Source organism: Kitasatospora sp. NPDC036934 (assembly GCF_055608425.1).
The window spans coordinates 83151-100398 of record NZ_JBVJQR010000024.1 but is presented as its reverse complement, the minus strand read 5'-3'; the positions used below and the strand labels follow the sequence as shown (position 1 = coordinate 100398).

The following is a 17248-nucleotide window of genomic DNA, read 5'->3' as shown; positions in this document are numbered from 1 at the left end:
TCCGCGGAGACCACCACGGTGTGGGACACCCCGGGGGTGTTGTCCACGAAATTGGTGATCAGCCAGTTCAGGTTCTGTGCGGCCTGGCTCATCTGGTTCAACTCAACGCTCCTGGTGATCTGCGCCGTTGCCGTCGCTCCGGCCACCGAAACTATCGAATCCGGGCTGCTGGGCACCATGCTGGAAGCCCGGCGGGTTGGCGGCCTGCTCGGCCCCGGCCCGGCGGCCCTGCTGGATGCCGCGGCGCAGGTTGGTCAGTCGGCCGCGGACCTCCTCGGGGGCGCGGGAGACCTGGGGACCGGTCAGCGGGGCGGCCTCGGCGGTGCCGGAGACCAGGTTGGCCTGCGGGGTCCGCCGGGGGAGGCCGGACATGGTGACCCCGCTGGTCGACGGCTCGCGGACCTGCTCGGCCCGGCGCCAGCGCTCGTCGTTCGCGGACGGGCGCCAGGGCGCGTCACCCTGGCCGGGCTGGCCGGGCTGCGGCGGGCCCTGGGGGGCCTGCGGCTGCGGCGCCTGCGGCTGGGGGGCCTGGGCCTGCGGGGCCTGCCGGGGCTGCTGCTGCGGGGCCCGCTGCGGCTGCCCGGGCTCCTGGAGCTCCGGCGCCGAGGTGCCGGGCCGGCGCGGCTGGTACGGCCGGGGCCGGCCCTGCTCCGGGTCCTGCATCCGGCCGTCGGCCTGCTGCGGGTACCAGGGCTGCTCGCCGGCGGCGTCGGACGGGCCGGTCGGCAGGGCCATCGGCTCCTGACGCTGCGGCTGCTGCGGGTGCTGGGGCAGCGGCTGCTGCTGCGGGGCCGGCTGCGGCTGGGTCGGGGTCGGCACGTTCGGCAACACCGGCTCCACCAGGCCGAGGCCCAGCGGGTCACGCGGGTCGATCTGGCTGGCCTCGAAGCGCGGACGGGCGAACTGCTGGGTGCTCTCCAGCGGCGCCGGCTCGGCCGACGGCAGCGGCTGGGGCTGCTGCTGCGGGGGCAGCTGCGGCTGACGGCCCTGCTGCGGCGCGTCCGGGCCGGGGCGCTGCGGACGGCGCTGGCCCGGCTGGCCCTGCGGAGCCGGTCGGCCCTGCGGACCCTGTGGACCCTGCGGACCCTGTGGACCCTGCGGACCCTGCTGGCCGGGCGCACGCTGCGGCAGGCCGGCCTGCGGGCGGTTGCCCGGACGGGCACCCTGCTGCTGCGGGGCGCCGGGTCCGCCCGGACGGCCGTGCTGCGGCTGCTCGCCGGTCCGCGGGGCCGGAGCGCCCGGACCGCCGTCGAACTCGCCCGCGGGGCGCGGACGCTCCTGGCCGGGGCGGCCCTGGCCGCGGCGCGGCAGACCGTTCGGGGCGCCCTGCGGCGGACCCTGGCGACCGGGGGCGCGCTGCGGCAGGCCGCCCTGAGGCGACTGCTGCGGCTGGCCCTGCTGGCCTGCACCCGGCTGGGCGGGAGCCTGCGGCGCGGGGCCCGGCTGGCCCTGGCCTCGGCGGCGCGGCTGGCCCTGACCCGGCTGGCCGGGACCCTGCTGGCCCTGGCCCGGACCCTGCTGGCCCGGACCCTGCTGGCCCTGAGCCGGCTGGCCCGGCAGGACGGGGTTCTCGCGCAGCGACTGCCCGACCTTACGGGTCGGCAGTCCGGCCAGGCCGCGGGGCGCACCGGGGCCGGTCGGCGCGGCAGGAGCGCCGGGCGCGGCGGGAGCCGCCGGGGCGCCCGGACCGCCCTGGCCGAGCTGCGGACGCCCGCCCTGCGGGGCACCGCCGCCCGGGCCCTGGCCGAGTGCGGCCGGACCGTTCTGGCGGCCGGGCGGCATCTGGCGCTGCTGGCGCGGCGTCGGGGCGACCCCGCGCTGCTGCTTGCCCGGGCCGCCGGGGCCGGGACGGCCGGCGCCGCGGCGGTCGGCGGAGTTGGTGACGTCGACGGGGAGCATGACCAGTGCGGTGGTGCCACCGGAGTCGCTGGGGCGGAGCTGGATCCGGATGCCGTGTCGCAGGGACAGGCGGCCGACCACGAAGAGGCCCATGCGGCGGGAGACCGAGACGTCCACCGTCGGCGGGTTGGCGAGGCGCTCGTTGATCTCGGCGAGGTCGTCCGGGCTGAGGCCGATGCCGGTGTCGTGGATCTCGACCAGCACCCGGCCGTCCGGCAGGGCGTGGCCGGTGACCCGGACGCGGGTCTGCGGGCTGGAGAACGAGGTGGCGTTCTCCAGCAGCTCGGCGAGCAGGTGGACGAGGTCGTTGACGACGCGGCCGGCGACCTCGGCCGACGGCACGGCGGCGAGTTCGATGCGCTCGTACTGCTCCACCTCGGAGGCGGCGGCGCGGAGCACGTCGACCAGCGGGACGGGGCGGGTCCAGCGACGGCCCGGGTCCTCACCGGCGAGGACGAGGAGGTTTTCGCCGTTGCGGCGCATGCGGGTCGCGAGGTGGTCGAGCTTGAACAGGTTGGCCAGCTGGTCCGGGTCGGCCTCGCGGCTCTCCAGCTCGGAGATCAGCGACAGCTGGCGCTGGATCAGGCCCTGGCTGCGGCGCGACAGGTTGGTGAACATCGCGTTGATGTTGCCGCGCAGGAGGGCCTGCTCGGCGGCGAGACGGACGGCCTCGCTGTGCACCATGTCGAACGCGTGCGCCACGTGGCCGATCTCGTCGGTCGAGTCGACGGCGACCGGTTCGACGGTGGTGTCGACGTCGTGCGGGTCGCTCTCGGAGAGCGTCTTGACCAGTTCGGGCAGGCGGCGCTCGGCGACGTCCTCGGCCGCGGTCTGCAGTCGGGTCAGCGAGCGCACCATCGAGCGGGCGATCAGACCGGCGCCGCCGAGGGCGACGAGCAGGGTCAGGGCGACGGCGGCACCGATGATCAGGGCCTCGGTGTCGGCCTGGGACTGGAGGTCCTGGGCCTTTCCGTCGAGGTCCTCGATCAGCTTGGACTCGATCCGGCGCTCGGCCGTGATCTTGGTGGTGGCCTTCTCGTACCAGTCCTTGTACGAGACGGGCTCGGTCTGGTGGATGCCGCCCGGCTGGAGGATCGAGCGCGAGTAGCGGTCGGCCTCGGCGACCACGTTGTTGTAGCTCAGCTGCCCGCGCAGGTTGTCCAGGTCGTGCGCGGTGTAGATGTTGTTGAAACTGGTGAGCGCGTTGTCGTACGTGGTGCGCAGGCGGATGCCGAAGGACTCGTCGCTCGCGCTCAGGTCGGGGGCCTTGGGGTTGGCCAGACCGGCGCTGATCAGCGCGCGCTGCTGCGAGGTGGCGTCCTTGGCCAGCGAGAACTGCTGAAGGGCGCGGGTGGCGACCAGCAGGTCCTTGTTGTTCGAGGCGAGCGCGATGTCCTGGGTGATGCCCAGCAGGTCGCGGATGATCACGTCGTAGGCGGTGATCGTCGCCTGGATGTTCTGGTTGTTCTGGTACGGCGTGTTGCGGGCGTCCGCGATCGAGTTCAGGTCCTTGCGGATCTGGAACAACAGGGCCTTCCCGCCGGAGAGTTCGAGGTTCTCGAACTTGTCGGAGGAGGCGGTGAAGGTGCGGCTGAGGTCGTCGGTGGACTTGCGGGCGGCGACGATCTCGTCGTCCAGCGGGTCATTCGGACGGTTGGTGATGTAGCCGGCGCTGATGTCGCGCTCGGTCTGCAGGGCGTCCGCGAGGTTGGTCGCCTTCTTGGCCAGGTCGGACAGGTTGGCCATCTGGGCGAGTTGCTGGGAGTTCTCCAGCGAGGTCTGGATGCGCAGGCCGCCGAGGACCAGCGAGACCAGGACGGGCAGCGCGAGCAGGGCTATGAGCCGGGTGCGGATGCGCCAGTTGCGCATCGCGAGCCGGCTCAGACCGGTGGCGCGGCGCCTGGTCAGGGTGGTCCGGAGCTTGTCCCGGGCGGACTTCCGTTCCTGGCCGTCCCCGTCCGGGCCGGCGAGGGCCTCGGGCGTCACGGGGTCGGTCGGGCCACCGGGGGCCGCCGCCTGCTGAGGTGCTGCCCCGGGCTCGCGCGACTCCGGGTCACCCGCGGCGCCGCTACCCCTTTTGAAACGTCCCTGCACTGGCGTCGCAACCTCTGGACCGGGCGTCCCGCCGCGTCGCCACGGCCTGGACGGTGTCGAGTTTCGTCCGCACCCCGGCCGGTCCGGGAGAGCGGGTCGCCGGGGTGGACTGCTCCCTACCCACGGTCCGTGGCATTCCAGCACAGCCAGGGAATCCCAACAAGGGCCGCCGGAACCTGCCGCCGGGTACTACCGACCGCATGCGGGATCTCACTGACTGTGCGGTAACCGGACCGGAATACCGCCTTTTTCGGACACTCGCCGGATACATGCCAACGTGACCCGAGATCGACAAGAGTCGCAGACCTGCTGGAATGCCCGTTATGTGAGGAATGACGGTAAATTCCGATCCGGCGATATGTCGGATATTCGTGATTTGTGCGTCAATTTGTGAGCAAAATCACAGGCTAATGTGTAGCTTTGGTCACGGCCTCTGTGGAATGAGATCTCGTAACCTGGCTGTCTCCGGAGCACGGCCCGATCAGCCTGCCCAGAACCCCTCCGAATCAATCGGAATCACGCAGGCCGGCGCGGAATCCCTGGCGATCCGCCCGGCCACGAACACGAGGTGCTCTCGATGTCCCTGGCGAAGAAGGCCACCAAGTCCACGCTGTCCTGCCGCTCCACGGCGAACCCGCGCCGGACCACGCTGGCCTCGGTCGAGGACTTCAGCAAGATCCCGGGCGCCCGCAAGTCCGAGGACGTCGTCACCTACGCCACCGAGCTGCCGGCCAGCACCGCCAACCCGCGCCGCACCCAGCTGATGGTCGCCCCGGTCATCGCCCCGCTGGACTGACCCGACCCGAGCTCCGTCCAGGGCGCCGCGAACCCGCCGGTTCGCGGCGCCCGCTGCTATTCGTCCGCTCGCCTCCGGGGCGCTTTTGGCCCGGCGCCGACGGTCGGCGGGCGCTACGCCACCTCCTTCGTCGGCGGCTTGGCCCTTCTCCCTTTCGGCGCCGGCGCGCGCCTTCGGCTCGGGGCGGGTTGCTCGCCCGCTCGCCTCCGGGGCGTTCCTCCCTCGAACCGCACTGAACTGGGGCAAAGCGCCCCCGACGGGCCCCACGCGATAGCCTGGGCCACGATTGACGGGGCCGCGCCCGTGCGGGCGAGGCGCCCAGCAGCGCCCGGGGGCGCCCCGGGCGGCCGACGAAGCGAGGGGTAGCCCAGCCGTGCGCATTGCCAGGTTTTCCGTCCGGGAGGGGAGCCCTGCCGCCGGCAGCGTCTCCTTCGGCGTGGTCGAGGGGAACCCCTCCCAGCCCGACTCGCTGGTCGTCCACGAGCTGGCCGGCCACCCGTTCGGCCAACCCCAGCCCACCGGCGAGAGCTACCGCTTCCAGGACGTCCGGCTGCTCAGCCCGATGCTCCCCAACAAGATCGTGGCGGTCGGTCGCAACTACGCGGCGCACGCGGCGGAGCTGGGCAACGACGTCCCGGACGCCCCGCTCACCTTCTTCAAGCCGTCCACCTCGGTGATCGGCCCGACCGAGAACATCGCGTACCCGCCGTTCTCCTCGGACGTCCACCACGAGGCCGAACTCGCCGTGGTGATCGGCCGGATGTGCCGCGAGGTGCCGCTGGACCGGGTGCCCGAGGTGATCCTCGGCTACACCTGCGCCAACGACGTCACCGCCCGGGACGTCCAGCAGCGCGAGGGGCAGTGGGCCCGGGCCAAGGGCTTCGACACCGCCTGCCCGCTCGGCCCGTGGATCGAGACCGACCTCGACCCGAGCGACCTCGCCGTCACCTGCACGGTCAACGGCGAGCTCCGCCAGACCGGTCGCACCTCCCTGATGATCCGCTCGGTCGCCGAACTGGTCGTCCACATCTCCGAGGCCATGACGCTGCTGCCCGGCGACGTCATCCTCACCGGCACGCCCGCAGGGGTGGGCCCCCTCAACGTCGGCGACGAGGTCGCCGTCTCCATCGAAGGCATCGGCACTCTCACCAACAAGGTGATCAAGCGTGGCTAACACTGACCCGGCCGTCCGGGTTCGCTTCTGTCCGTCCCCGACCGGCAACCCCCACGTGGGCATGGTCCGCACGGCCCTGTTCAACTGGGCCTACGCCCGCCACACCGGCGGCAAGCTGGTCTTCCGGATCGAGGACACCGACTCCGCCCGCGACTCCGAGGAGTCGTACGGCCAGCTGCTCGAGGCCATGAGCTGGCTCGGCCTGGACTGGGACGAGGGCCCGGAGGTCGGCGGCCCGCACGCGCCGTACCGCCAGTCGCAGCGGATGGACATCTACGCCGACGTCGCCCGCCGCCTCCAGGAGGCCGGCCACGCGTACCACTGCTACTGCAGCACCGAGGAGCTGGACGCCCGCCGCGAGGCGGCTCGCGCGGCCGGCAAGCCCTCCGGCTACGACGGCCACTGCCGCGACCTGACGGACGACCAGGTCGCCGTCTTCAAGCTGGAGAAGCGCGAGCCGATCCTGCGCTTCCGGATGCCCGACCGGACCATCTCCTTCGACGACCTGGTGCGCGGCACGCTCACCTTCGAGCCGGAGAACGTGCCGGACTACGGCATCGTCCGGGCCAACGGCGCCCCGCTGTACACCCTGGTCAACCCGGTGGACGACGCCCTGATGGGCATCACCCACGTGCTGCGCGGCGAGGACCTGCTGTCCTCCACCCCGCGGCAGATCGCGCTGTACGCGGCGCTCGCCGAGATCGGTGTCGGCGAGGGCACCACCCCGCGCTTCGGGCACCTGCCGTACGTGATGGGCGAGGGCAACAAGAAGCTCTCCAAGCGCGACCCGCAGTCCTCGCTCAACCTGTACCGCGAGCGCGGCTTCATCCGCGAGGGCCTGCTCAACTACCTGTCCCTGCTGGGCTGGTCGCTGGCCGAGGACCGCGACCTGTTCGACATGGACGAGATGGTCGCCGCCTTCGACGTGGCCAAGGTGAACTCCAACCCGGCCCGCTTCGACCTGAAGAAGTGCGAGGCGATCAACGCCGAGCACGTCCGCCGGCTGGCCCCGGAGGACTTCGTCCGGCGCCTGGTGCCGTTCCTCCAGGGCCCCGGCCTGCTGCCGGCCGAGCCGACCGCCGAGCAGCTGGACCTGCTGGCCCGGATCGCGCCGCTCACCCAGGAGCGGATGGTCGTGCTCAGCGAGATCGTGAACATGGCCGGCTTCCTGTTCGTCGACCCGGCCGACTTCGCGGTGGACCCGGACGACGCCGCCAAGGTGCTGACCGCCGACGCCGGCCCGGTGCTGGAGGCCAGCGTCAAGGCGCTGGAGGAGCTCGCGGACTTCACCCCGGAGCCGATCCAGGCCGCGCTGCGCGAGGCGCTGGTGGAGGGCCTGGGCATCAAGCCCAAGTTCGCCTTCACGCCGCTGCGGGTGGCCGTCACGGGCCGCCGGGTCTCGCCGCCGCTGTTCGAGTCGATGGAGCTGCTCGGCCGCCCCGAGACGCTGCGCCGCCTCCGCTCCGCCCTGGATGCCCTGCCGGCCGCCCAATAGGGGCCCGGTAGTCGCCCAGGACCCCGCCCCGGCGGGCCGCTGAGCAGCCCGCGGGCCCGGCTCCGTGCCGGGCCCGCGGTGCATCCGGAGGTCACCGGACGGCCTCCCGGCCGCTGCCTGCGGTTATCGATTTTGGAGCCAGGGCAGACGTCGGGTAATGTTCTTTCTGCGCCGCCCGGGAGGGAACGGACGAGGGAGCGAAAGCCCCTCGGAACGGTACCGACCGAGAGGCGCGACGCCTGAGAAGGCCCCGCCGGGGTTCAACTCTGGTGGGGTATGGTGTAATTGGCAGCACGACTGATTCTGGTTCAGTTAGTCTAGGTTCGAGTCCTGGTACCCCAGCGCAGTACGATCGGCAACGGTCGGACGGCAGTACAAATGAAGATCCAAGCCCCCGTTGTGTAGCGGCCTAGCACGCTGCCCTCTCACGGCAGTAGCGCCGGTTCGAATCCGGTCGGGGGTACTGGTCCCGCAAGGGACCGCCTGGAAAGCCCCCGTTGTGTAGCGGCCTAGCACGCTGCCCTCTCACGGCAGTAGCGCCGGTTCGAATCCGGTCGGGGGTACTGATCTCGCAAGGGATCGCCAGGATGCCCCCGTTGTGTAGCGGCCTAGCACGCTGCCCTCTCACGGCAGTAGCGCCGGTTCGAATCCGGTCGGGGGTACTTCAGAGCAGGAAGCCGGTGGGCTCGCCCATCGGCCCTTGCTTTGTGTTGGGGTATGGTGTAATTGGCAGCACGAGTGATTCTGGTTCATTTAGTCTAGGTTCGAGTCCTGGTACCCCAGCCAGAAATTGGAAAGGCCCCCCGGCGGGGCCTTTTTGCTTTCCCCGGTGAATGCTGACGAAGGCCCCCGCTCGACTCCGAGCGGGGGCCTTTCGGCTGTTTTCGGTGGGGGGTGGGTGGGGGCGGTGGGGGAATTCGGCCGGGTCAGCTCCGGCGCAGGGCCTCGGTGAGCCGGTTCGCGGCCTCGATGATGGCCTGGGCGTGCAGCCGGCCCGGGTGGCGGGTCAGCCGCTCGATCGGGCCGGAGACGGAGACGGCGGCCACCACGCGATTGGAGGGGCCGCGCACGGGAGCGGAGACGGACGCGACGCCCGGTTCCCGCTCGCCGATCGACTGGGCCCAGCCCCGGCGCCGTACGCCGCTCAGCGCGGTGGCGGTGAACCGGGCGCCCTGGAGGCCGCGGTGGAGCCGCTCCGGCTCCTCCCAGGCCAGCAGGACCTGGGCGGCCGAGCCGGCCTTCATCGGCAGGGTGCTGCCGACCGGGACGGTGTCCCGCAGGCCGGAGAGCCGCTCGGCGGCGGCTACGCAGATCCGCATCTCGCCCTGGCGGCGGTAGAGCTGTGCGCTCTCGCCGGTGACGTCGCGCAGGTGGGTCAGGACCGGGCCCGCGGTGGCGAGCAGCCGGTCCTCGCCCGCCGCGGCGGAGAGTTCGGACAGTCGGGGGCCGAGGATGAACCGCCCCTGCATGTCCCTGGTGACCAGACGGTGGTGTTCGAGTGCGACGGCGAGTCGGTGGGCCGTGGGGCGCGCCAGACCGGTGGCGGCGACCAGCCCCGCCAACGTGGCGGGGCCCGACTCCAGTGCGCTCAGCACCAGAGCGGCCTTGTCGAGAACGCCGACGCCGCTAGAGTTGTCCATGCCCTAAGACTGCAGTCTCATTCCGCGAGACGCAAGTTCAATCTTCCGGGAAAAGCGCCACTCTGGATGCAGCAGCCCGGGAGACATCCAGGATGGGGCCTCGTCAGAGTGTCCGCATCGTGGACAGCGATCCGGCGTGCAGGTCGCGCGAACCCAGCTCCGCACGGGCGGCGTACGCGAATGACCTCGATGACACGAAAAGGCCGGCAACGCGGCCGGCTGGAGGGAATCCGATGGGACGGACACTCGCAGAGAAGGTCTGGGACGACCACGTCGTGCGGCGCGCGGAGGGCGAGCCCGACCTCCTCTTCATCGACCTGCACCTGCTCCACGAGGTGACCAGCCCGCAGGCCTTCGACGGCCTCCGGCTGGCGGGCCGTACGGTCCGCCGCACCGATCTGACGATCGCCACCGAGGACCACAACACCCCGACCCTGGACATCGACAAGCCGATCGCCGACCCGGTCTCCCGGGTGCAGCTGGAGACCCTGCGCCGCAACGCGGCCGAGTTCGGCGTCCGGATCCACTCGCTCGGCGACGTCGAGCAGGGCGTGGTGCACGTGGTCGGCCCCCAGCTCGGCCTGACCCAGCCCGGCACGACCGTGGTCTGCGGCGACTCCCACACCTCCACCCACGGTGCCTTCGGGGCGCTGGCGTTCGGCATCGGCACCAGCCAGGTCGAGCACGTGCTGGCCACCCAGACGCTGCCGCTGGCGCCGTTCCGGACCATGGCCGTCACCGTCGAGGGCGAACTGCCCGAGGGCGTCACGGCCAAGGACCTGATCCTGGCCGTCATCACCGAGATCGGCACCGGTGGCGGCCAGGGCTACGTCCTGGAGTACCGCGGTGCGGCGATCCGGAGCCTCTCCATGGAGGCCCGGATGACCGTCTGCAACATGTCGATCGAGGCGGGCGCCCGAGCCGGGATGATCGCCCCCGACGACACCACCTTCGAGTACCTCAAGGGCCGCCCGCACGCCCCGCAGGGCGAGGACTGGGACGCCGCCGTCGAGTACTGGCGGACCCTGACCACCGACGAGGACGCGGTGTTCGACCACGAGGTGGTCATCGACGCGAGCACGCTCACCCCGTTCGTCACCTGGGGCACCAACCCCGGCCAGGGCGCCCCGCTCGGCGCCGACGTCCCCGATCCCGCGGACTTCGCCGACCCGCAGGAGCGCGCGGCCGCCGAGAACGCCCTGAAGTACATGGGCCTTGAGGCGGGCACCCCGCTGCGCGAGGTCGCCGTCGACGCCGTCTTCGTCGGCTCCTGCACCAACGGCCGGATCGAGGACCTGCGCGCCGCCGCCGCCGTACTGGAGGGCCGCAAGGTCGCCGACGGGGTGCGGATGCTGGTCGTCCCGGGTTCCGTACGGGTCGCCCTGCAGGCGGTCGAGGAGGGCCTGGACGCGGTGTTCACCGCCGCCGGGGCCGAATGGCGGCACGCCGGCTGCTCGATGTGCCTGGGCATGAACCCCGACCAGCTCGCCCCGGGTGAGCGCTGCGCCTCCACCTCGAACCGCAACTTCGAGGGCCGGCAGGGCAAGGGCGGCCGCACCCACCTGGTCTCCCCGCAGGTCGCCGCCGCGACCGCCGTCCTGGGCCGTCTGGCCGCCCCGTCCGACCTGTCCGTCAACGCCCTCTCTTCGATCCAGCACAGCGTGGAGGCCTGAGCCATGGAGAAGTTCACCACTCACACCGGCCGGGCCGTCCCGCTGCGCCGCAGCAACGTGGACACCGACCAGATCATCCCGGCCCATTGGCTCAAGAAGGTCACCCGATCCGGTTTCGAGGACGGCCTGTTCGAAGCCTGGCGCAAGGACGAGTCGTTCGTCCTCAATCGGCCCGAGCGCCAGGGCGCCACGGTCCTGGTGGCCGGCCCCGAGTTCGGCACCGGCTCCTCCCGCGAGCACGCCGTCTGGGCGCTGCAGAACTACGGCTTCCAGGCGGTCATCTCCTCGCGCTTCGCCGACATCTTCCGGGGCAACTCGCTGAAGAACGGCCTGCTGACCGTCGTGCTCCCCCAGGAGACCGTGGAGCGCCTCTGGTCGCTCACCGAGAGTAACCCTTCGGCCGAGATCACCGTTGATCTGGAGAAGCGGGAAGTTCGGGCCGAAGGCGTCACCGCGCCCTTCGAACTGGACGACAACGTCCGCTGGCGGCTGCTCAACGGCCTGGACGACATCAGCATCACCCTGCGGAACGAGGCCGACATCGCCGCCTACGAGGCGACCCGTCCGGCGTTCAAGCCCCGTACTCTGCCGGTCTCCTGAGTTCCCCTCAGAACAAGCATTCTGACGATCGACCGGATGGCCCGCGCTCCCCTTCGGGGGGGCCGGGCCATCCGGCGTTCCGGAGCACGAGTTAGCGCCGGGGCCTCCCCGGATTGCCCATTCGGCTTTGCGGAAGAGGGCCCCGCGCAAGTACAACTGCGGGTAGATGGCACAATCAGTACATGCACCGGCACCATGAACCTCCGTACGCGGGCGGCGAACCCGCGTCCGAGGAGTCCACGGGCCGGGGATCCGAACGCCGAATTGACGATCGGCCGGACGTCACCTCCGCAACATCAGCTGAGGCGCCGGACGACCAGGAAGTCGCAGCGCTCTACGCGCTTGTGGCCGAGCGGTTGAAGCAAGCTCACACCCGCGTGCATGCGCTGAACGTGTCTGTCGATGCAAAGACCGCTCTCACCCGTCAACTGCTCATCGTCACGGAGACCGCCAAGCGCGATCTTCCGGAGGCGGCAAGGCGGTTGAGTCGCTTTGTACATGACCTCGACGAGGGGCGCCCGCCGCTCGACTGAGGTCGCGGACGCGCAAATCCATTGCGACACTAGGGTGATTCGCGCGTTTGGTAATTGAAAGTCCGCAGATACATACCTAACGTGCGAAAAGAACGGATGGAATCATCCGGCGCCCGTTTCCGAAGGGGAAGACGTGAACAAGGCTCAGCTTGTCGAAGCGGTGGCCGAGCAGCTGGGCGGTCGCAAGGCTGCCGCAGAGGCCGTCGACGCAGTGCTCGACACCATGGTCCGTGCCGTTGTGGCCGGTGACCGGGTGTCGGTCACCGGTTTCGGCACCTTCGAGAAGGTGGAGCGCTCCGCGCGCTTCGCCCGCAACCCGCAGACCGGCGAGCGGGTCAAGGTCAAGAAGACCTCGGTCCCCCGCTTCCGTCCGGGCCAGGGCTTCAAGGACCTGGTCAGCGGCAGCAAGAAGCTGCCGAAGGAAGGCCCCTCGGTGAAGAAGGCCCCCAAGGGCTCCCTCACCCCGGGCAAGACCGGCGTCGCCGCGACCCCGGCCGCCAAGCGTGCCGCCACCAAGCGCGCCGCCGCTGCCGCCGCCGCCCCGGCCGCCACCAAGAAGGCCGCCGCGAAGAAGGCGACCACCACGGCTGCCGCCAAGAAGACCACGGCCACCGCCGCGAAGAAGGCGACCGCCACCAAGAAGGCCACCACGGCCGCCGCCGCCAAGAAGACCACGGCGACCGCGACCAAGGCCGCCGCGACCAAGAAGACGGCCACCGCGAAGAAGGCGACCACCACCGCCGCCGCCAAGAAGACCACGGCCACCGCCAAGAAGGCGACCGCCACGGCCAAGAAGACGGCGCCGGCGAAGAAGACCGCCACCCGCAAGACCACCGCGCGCAAGACTTCTGCCAAGTAAGTCCCGCGCGACTGTCCTCGGACGGTCTTCGGCTCGGAGCCGCGGCACCCCCTTCCGTGAATTGCGGAGACCGGGTGGCCGCGGCTCTTTCGATTTCCGGGCGCTTAGTCAGGATTCGACGGCAGCCCCTGGCCGGGCGCGGAGAACCGCGGGACCGGCGGATAACGGGGAGGGCAGGGAGGGCGGCGGGACGGCGTCAGCGCGCGTCGGCGGGGTCAGCGTCCGTCGGCGGGGTCGGGGAAGGTCTGCAGCGTCACGAAGACCACCCGGCGGGCATCGCCGGCGCCCTCGGTGCGGATCCGCACCCGCTGGCCGGGGCGCAGCAGCAGCAGGCCGCCGGCGTCGAAGGCGGACGCGTCGAACGGCACCGGGGTCCCGTCGTCGAGCAGCACGGAGCCGGCCCGGGTGGCGGGGTCGAAGGTGAACGCGGTGGCCTGCATGCCAGCAGCATAGCGAGCGGGCCTGGCGGGCCCGCTGGTCAGGAGAGGTTCAGACGCGCGAACAGCGCACTGGTGTACGGGCCCAGGCCGAGCGTCGCGGCCTCGCCGAGGTCGGCCCCGGTGTCGACGTCCCGGCGGACCGACTCCACGTCCGCCAGGCGCAGTTCGAGCGCTCCGCCGGCCGCGTGCCGGGCCCGGGAGCCGTCCCCGAAGGCGGGGGCGAGCGGACGGCCGGGGGAACTGGCCAGCAGGGTGGTGCCGACGCCGGGGGAGTCCGGCAGGAAAGCCCGACCGTCCGGCGGCACCGCGCCCAGCACCCGGGCGAGTTCGGCCGGGTGCAGGGCCGGCAGGTCCGCCGAGAGGGCGGCCAGCGGGGTCCGCGGAGCGAGCGCCCGGGCGGCCGATGCGCCGTGCGCCAGCGCCCGGTTGAGGCCGCCGCCGGGCTCGTCCGCGATCACCACGGCGCCGAGCTCGGCCAGTCGGGCGCCCGCGATGGCGTCCGGGGTGACCACCAGGACGCGGGCGACGCCCGGGGTGGCCAGCGCGGCGGTGACCGTGTCGAGGGCGAAGGACAGGGCCAGCTCGGCCCGGTGCGGCCCCGCGTACGGGGCCAGTCGGCTCTTCGCCAGGGCGAGCGGCTTGAGCGGCAGCACCAGCGACCAGACGGCGGCGGGTGCGGCGGGCGCGACGGGCCCGCTGGGGCGTACGGTGTCCTGGGTCATCGGCGTCATTGTGTCGCCGGGGCCGGAGCTCTCGCCAGGCCGTCCGAGCTGTGCGGACGTGCGTTTGATCACGCCCGCCCGGCGGGTTGGCGCGGCCGCTCGACAGCCGGTGAGCAGGCGGGCGACACTGTTCCGCGCCCGGGGCCCGGGCGCCGCTCGCAGGTCGCAGCGGTGCGCGGCACCGGAGGCCATGACCGCGGCACCCCACGTGCCGCATCGGATGAGAAGGAGCTGGGGTGGCCCGCCGCTCGTACGCCAAGTTCGGCAACGCCGACTACGGCATCTGGTACCGCTTCGCGGCCGTGCTGGTGAAGCCGGTGACGACCGCCCTGGTGAAGCCCGACTGGCGGGGCTGGGAGCACATTCCCGAGAAGGGCGGCTTCATCGCCGCGGTGAACCACAATTCGATCATCGACCCGGTGATCTACGCGCACTGGCAGTACAACAGCGGGCGGCCGCCGCGGATCCTCGGCAAGTCCTCGCTGTTCTCGATCCCGTTCATCGGATTCATGCTGCGCAAGACCGGCCAGATTCCGGTGTTCCGCGAGTCCACCGACGCCGCGCAGGCCTTCCGGGCCGCGATCGACGCCGTCAACAACGGCCAGTGCGTGCAGTTCTACCCGGAGGGAACGCTCACCCGGGACCCGGACCTGTGGCCGATGACCGGCAAGAACGGGGTCGCCCGGGTCGCGCTGATGACCGGTGCGCCGGTCATCCCGGTCGCGCACTGGGGCGCCCACGAGATCATCCCGCCGTACGGCCGGGCCGGCTTCGGCAAGGGCAAGTTCAACCTGTTCCCGCGCCACCGGGTGACGGTGGCCGCCGGGCCCGCGGTGGACCTGAGCAAGTACCAGGGCATGGAACTCACGGCCCAGGTGCTCAACGACGCCACCGAGGACATCATGGCCGCCATCACCGACGTGCTGGCCGAGGTCCGCGGCGAGCAGCCGCCGGCCGAGCGCTACGACATGCGCAAGGCGGCCCGCGAGCGGGCCGCCGTCGCGCAGGCCGAACGCCGGCGGGCCAAGGGCCCCCGGAACGGCAACGAGGGTCAGGGGGCGGGCCGATGACCCGTTGCGCCGTGATGGGGACGGGCTCCTGGGGCACCGCGTTCGCGATGGTGCTGGCCGACGCCGGGTGCGACGTCGTGCTGTGGGCCCGCCGCCAGGAGCTGGTGGACGCCGTCAACACCACCCACGAGAACCCGGACTACCTGCCGGGCGTCCGGCTGCCCGACACCGTCCGGGCCACCACCGACGCCGCCGAGGCGCTGGCCGGCGCCGACTTCGCGGTGCTGGTGGTGCCCTCGCAGACGCTGCGCGACAACCTGGCCGCGTGGGCGCCGCTGATCGAGCCGCAGACCGTGCTGGTGAGCCTGATGAAGGGCATCGAACTCGGCACCGCCAAGCGGATGAGCGAGGTGATCGACGAGGTCACCAAGGTCGGGCCGGAGCGGGTCGCGGTGGTCAGCGGGCCCAACCTGGCCAAGGAGATCGCCAACCGGCAGCCCGCCGCCAGCGTGGTGGCCTGCACCGACGAGGCGGTCGCCAAGCGGCTCCAGGCGGCCTGCCACACGCCGTACTTCCGGCCGTACACCAACACCGACGTGATCGGCTGCGAACTCGGCGGCGCCGTCAAGAACGTGATCGGCCTGGCCGTCGGCATGGCGGCCGGCATGGGGCTCGGCGACAACACCAAGGCGACGCTGATCACCCGCGGACTGGCCGAGACCACCCGGCTCGGCGAGGTGCTGGGCGCCGACCCGCACACCTTCGCGGGGCTGGCCGGGATGGGCGACCTGGTCGCCACCTGCTCCTCGCCGCTGTCGCGCAACAACACCTTCGGGATGAACCTGGGCCGGGGCATGTCGCTGGCCGAGACCATCGCGGCCACCCGGCAGACCGCGGAGGGCGTCAAGTCCTGCGAATCGGTGCTGGACCTGGCCCGGCGCAGCGGGGTCGACATGCCGATCGTCGAGGCCGTGGTGGACGTGGTGCACAACGGGCGGCCGACCCAGGAGGCGCTCCAGGCGCTGATGTCCCGCTCGGCCAAGGCGGAGCGGCGCTGAGGCGGGTCCGGCGGGTCCGCGCGCGGACTCTCCGGGTCCGCGTTGACTTCCCGGAAACACCTCGCACGGTAGTCTCAAACCCGATATGAGCATCGAACAGACCTCCCCGAACCCGTCCGCCCCGAAGCCGCGCGTCGCGCTGGTCTTCGGCGGGCGCAGCTCCGAGCACGCGATCTCGGTCTCGACCGCGGGCAGCGTTCTCCGGGCGATCGACCGTGACAAGTACGACGTGCTGCCGATCGGCATCACCCACGAGGGCCGCTGGGCGCTGACCAGCGACGAGCCGGCCCGGATGGCGATCACCGACGGCAGGCTGCCGGACGTGGCGCACGTCGCCGAGGCCGTCGACGGGCAGGTCGCGCTGCCGGTGTCCCCGGGCAGCCGGGAGGTGCTGCTGAGCGAGCCGGGCAGCGCCCCCAAGGCCCTCGGCGAGGTCGACGTGGTGTTCCCGCTGCTGCACGGCCCCTGGGGCGAGGACGGCACCGTGCAGGGCCTGCTGGAGCTCTCCGGCGTCCCGTACGTCGGCAACGGCGTGCTGGCCAGCGCGGCCGGCATGGACAAGGAGTTCGCCAAGCGGATCCTGGCCTCGCACGGTCTGGGCGTCGGCCACTACACGATCGTGCGGCCGCGCGACTGGGAGACCGAGCAGGGCCGGGCCGCGGTGCGCGAGCGGGTCGCCGAGCTGGGCCTGCCGGTGTTCGTGAAGCCCTGCCGGGCCGGGTCCAGCATCGGCATCACCAAGGTCAAGGACCTGGCCGAGCTGGATGCCGCGATCGAGGAGGCCCGCCGGCACGACCCCAAGCTGATCATCGAGGCGGGGGTGTCCGGCCGCGAGATCGAGTGCGGGGTGCTGGAGTTCGAGGACGGCCCGCGGGCCAGCGTCCCGGCCGAGGTGCTGGTCGGCGAGGGCTTCGACTTCTACGACTTCGAGGCGAAGTACATCGACTCCTCCGAGGTGCGGATCCCGGCCGAGCTGACCGCCGCCGAGGTCGCGGAGATCCAGCGCCAGGCGGTCGCCGCGTTCGAGGCCTTCGGCTGCGAGGGCCTGGCCCGGGTGGACTTCTTCCTGCTGGAGGACGGCTCCTGGATGATCAACGAGATCAACACCATGCCGGGCTTCACCCCGATCTCCGCCTACCCGAAGATGTGGGAGGCCAGCGGGATCTCGTACGCGGAGCTGATCGACCGGCTGCTGCAGACCGCGCTGCGCCGTTCGACCGGGCTGCGGTAGCGGGTCCGTACGCGCCGAGGGGGC

The 17248-nt window shown here is 71.9% G+C and carries 14 protein-coding genes, 5 tRNA genes and 1 pseudogene; 15 read left to right on the top strand and 5 right to left on the bottom strand.

The genetic code is table 11. The features are described 5' to 3' along the window. Nucleotides 1–92, bottom strand: a pseudogene (locus tag ACZ7BZ_RS30060) (roadblock/LC7 domain-containing protein); the annotation flags it as partial. 10 nt (nucleotides 93–102) lie between these two features. Further along, complete coding sequence (locus ACZ7BZ_RS30055; protein ID WP_470361064.1) at nucleotides 103–3885, bottom strand: nitrate- and nitrite sensing domain-containing protein; 3783 nt, start codon at nucleotides 3883–3885, stop codon at nucleotides 103–105. Between the two features lie 685 nt (nucleotides 3886–4570). Between ACZ7BZ_RS30055 and ACZ7BZ_RS30050 the strand changes: the two genes are divergently transcribed. The 8 genes from ACZ7BZ_RS30050 (at nucleotide 4571) to ACZ7BZ_RS30015 (ending at nucleotide 8244) form a co-directional block, all read left to right on the top strand. After that, on the top strand, nucleotides 4571–4789 hold the full coding sequence (locus tag ACZ7BZ_RS30050) for a hypothetical protein (RefSeq protein ID WP_380453461.1): 219 nt from the start codon (nucleotides 4571–4573) through the stop codon (nucleotides 4787–4789). 373 nt (nucleotides 4790–5162) lie between these two features. Next, complete coding sequence (locus ACZ7BZ_RS30045) at nucleotides 5163–5963, top strand: fumarylacetoacetate hydrolase family protein (protein ID WP_470361063.1); 801 nt, start codon at nucleotides 5163–5165, stop codon at nucleotides 5961–5963. Beyond that, nucleotides 5956–7458, top strand: coding sequence for a glutamate--tRNA ligase (gene gltX, locus ACZ7BZ_RS30040; RefSeq protein ID WP_470361062.1), 1503 nt, complete (start codon nucleotides 5956–5958; stop codon nucleotides 7456–7458). The genes ACZ7BZ_RS30045 and gltX overlap by 8 nt, the downstream gene beginning before the upstream one ends. Nucleotides 7459–7728: 270 nt before the next feature. Continuing rightward, nucleotides 7729–7800: transfer RNA gene (locus ACZ7BZ_RS30035), tRNA-Gln, on the top strand. Nucleotides 7801–7848: 48 nt separating this feature from the next. Then, nucleotides 7849–7921 (top strand) — tRNA-Glu (locus ACZ7BZ_RS30030). Between the two features lie 27 nt (nucleotides 7922–7948). Continuing rightward, a tRNA-Glu gene (locus tag ACZ7BZ_RS30025) sits at nucleotides 7949–8021 on the top strand. 26 nt (nucleotides 8022–8047) lie between these two features. After that, nucleotides 8048–8120, top strand: a tRNA-Glu gene (locus ACZ7BZ_RS30020). A gap of 49 nt (nucleotides 8121–8169) precedes the next feature. Beyond that, nucleotides 8170–8244: transfer RNA gene (locus ACZ7BZ_RS30015), tRNA-Gln, on the top strand. A 140-nt stretch (nucleotides 8245–8384) separates the two neighbouring features. On the opposite strand, the gene ACZ7BZ_RS30010 is transcribed toward ACZ7BZ_RS30015, so the two are convergent. After that, nucleotides 8385–9098 (bottom strand): IclR family transcriptional regulator, encoded by a 714-nt coding sequence (locus ACZ7BZ_RS30010; RefSeq protein WP_030306825.1) that lies wholly within the window; start codon nucleotides 9096–9098, stop codon nucleotides 8385–8387. A gap of 233 nt (nucleotides 9099–9331) precedes the next feature. Between ACZ7BZ_RS30010 and leuC the strand changes: the two genes are divergently transcribed. The 4 genes from leuC to ACZ7BZ_RS29990 all read left to right on the top strand — a co-directional run bounded on the left by leuC (nucleotide 9332) and on the right by ACZ7BZ_RS29990 (nucleotide 12763). Further along, on the top strand, nucleotides 9332–10771 hold the full coding sequence (leuC, locus tag ACZ7BZ_RS30005) for a 3-isopropylmalate dehydratase large subunit (protein ID WP_470361061.1): 1440 nt from the start codon (nucleotides 9332–9334) through the stop codon (nucleotides 10769–10771). A 3-nt stretch (nucleotides 10772–10774) separates the two neighbouring features. After that, nucleotides 10775–11371 (top strand): 3-isopropylmalate dehydratase small subunit, encoded by a 597-nt coding sequence (gene leuD / locus ACZ7BZ_RS30000; protein WP_470361060.1) that lies wholly within the window; start codon nucleotides 10775–10777, stop codon nucleotides 11369–11371. Between the two features lie 263 nt (nucleotides 11372–11634). Continuing rightward, nucleotides 11635–11904 carry an SCO5555 family protein gene (locus tag ACZ7BZ_RS29995; RefSeq protein WP_470361068.1) on the top strand — a complete coding sequence of 90 codons (270 nt, stop codon included), beginning with the start codon at nucleotides 11635–11637 and terminating at the stop codon, nucleotides 11902–11904. Between the two features lie 133 nt (nucleotides 11905–12037). Continuing rightward, nucleotides 12038–12763 (top strand): HU family DNA-binding protein, encoded by a 726-nt coding sequence (locus ACZ7BZ_RS29990; RefSeq protein ID WP_380453446.1) that lies wholly within the window; start codon nucleotides 12038–12040, stop codon nucleotides 12761–12763. A 215-nt stretch (nucleotides 12764–12978) separates the two neighbouring features. On the opposite strand, the gene ACZ7BZ_RS29985 is transcribed toward ACZ7BZ_RS29990, so the two are convergent. Together ACZ7BZ_RS29985 and cofC are read right to left on the bottom strand one after the other, a co-directional pair. Beyond that, nucleotides 12979–13203 (bottom strand): hypothetical protein, encoded by a 225-nt coding sequence (locus ACZ7BZ_RS29985; RefSeq protein ID WP_380453443.1) that lies wholly within the window; start codon nucleotides 13201–13203, stop codon nucleotides 12979–12981. Between the two features lie 38 nt (nucleotides 13204–13241). Next, nucleotides 13242–13925 carry a 2-phospho-L-lactate guanylyltransferase gene (cofC, locus tag ACZ7BZ_RS29980; RefSeq protein WP_470361059.1) on the bottom strand — a complete coding sequence of 228 codons (684 nt, stop codon included), beginning with the start codon at nucleotides 13923–13925 and terminating at the stop codon, nucleotides 13242–13244. Nucleotides 13926–14161: 236 nt separating this feature from the next. Here cofC and ACZ7BZ_RS29975 point away from each other — a divergent pair, with 236 nt between their 5' ends. The 3 genes from ACZ7BZ_RS29975 to ACZ7BZ_RS29965 all read left to right on the top strand — a co-directional run bounded on the left by ACZ7BZ_RS29975 (nucleotide 14162) and on the right by ACZ7BZ_RS29965 (nucleotide 17224). Further along, entirely contained in the window at nucleotides 14162–14995 is an 834-nt protein-coding gene (locus ACZ7BZ_RS29975; RefSeq protein WP_470361058.1) for a lysophospholipid acyltransferase family protein, read from the top strand. Further along, complete coding sequence (locus tag ACZ7BZ_RS29970) at nucleotides 14992–15993, top strand: NAD(P)H-dependent glycerol-3-phosphate dehydrogenase (RefSeq protein ID WP_465749742.1); 1002 nt, start codon at nucleotides 14992–14994, stop codon at nucleotides 15991–15993. Before ACZ7BZ_RS29975 ends, ACZ7BZ_RS29970 begins: the two co-directional genes overlap by 4 nt. Before the next feature lie 85 nt (nucleotides 15994–16078). Next, entirely contained in the window at nucleotides 16079–17224 is a 1146-nt protein-coding gene (locus ACZ7BZ_RS29965) for a D-alanine--D-alanine ligase family protein (RefSeq protein ID WP_380453432.1), read from the top strand. Nucleotides 17225–17248: the final 24 nt, after the last annotated feature.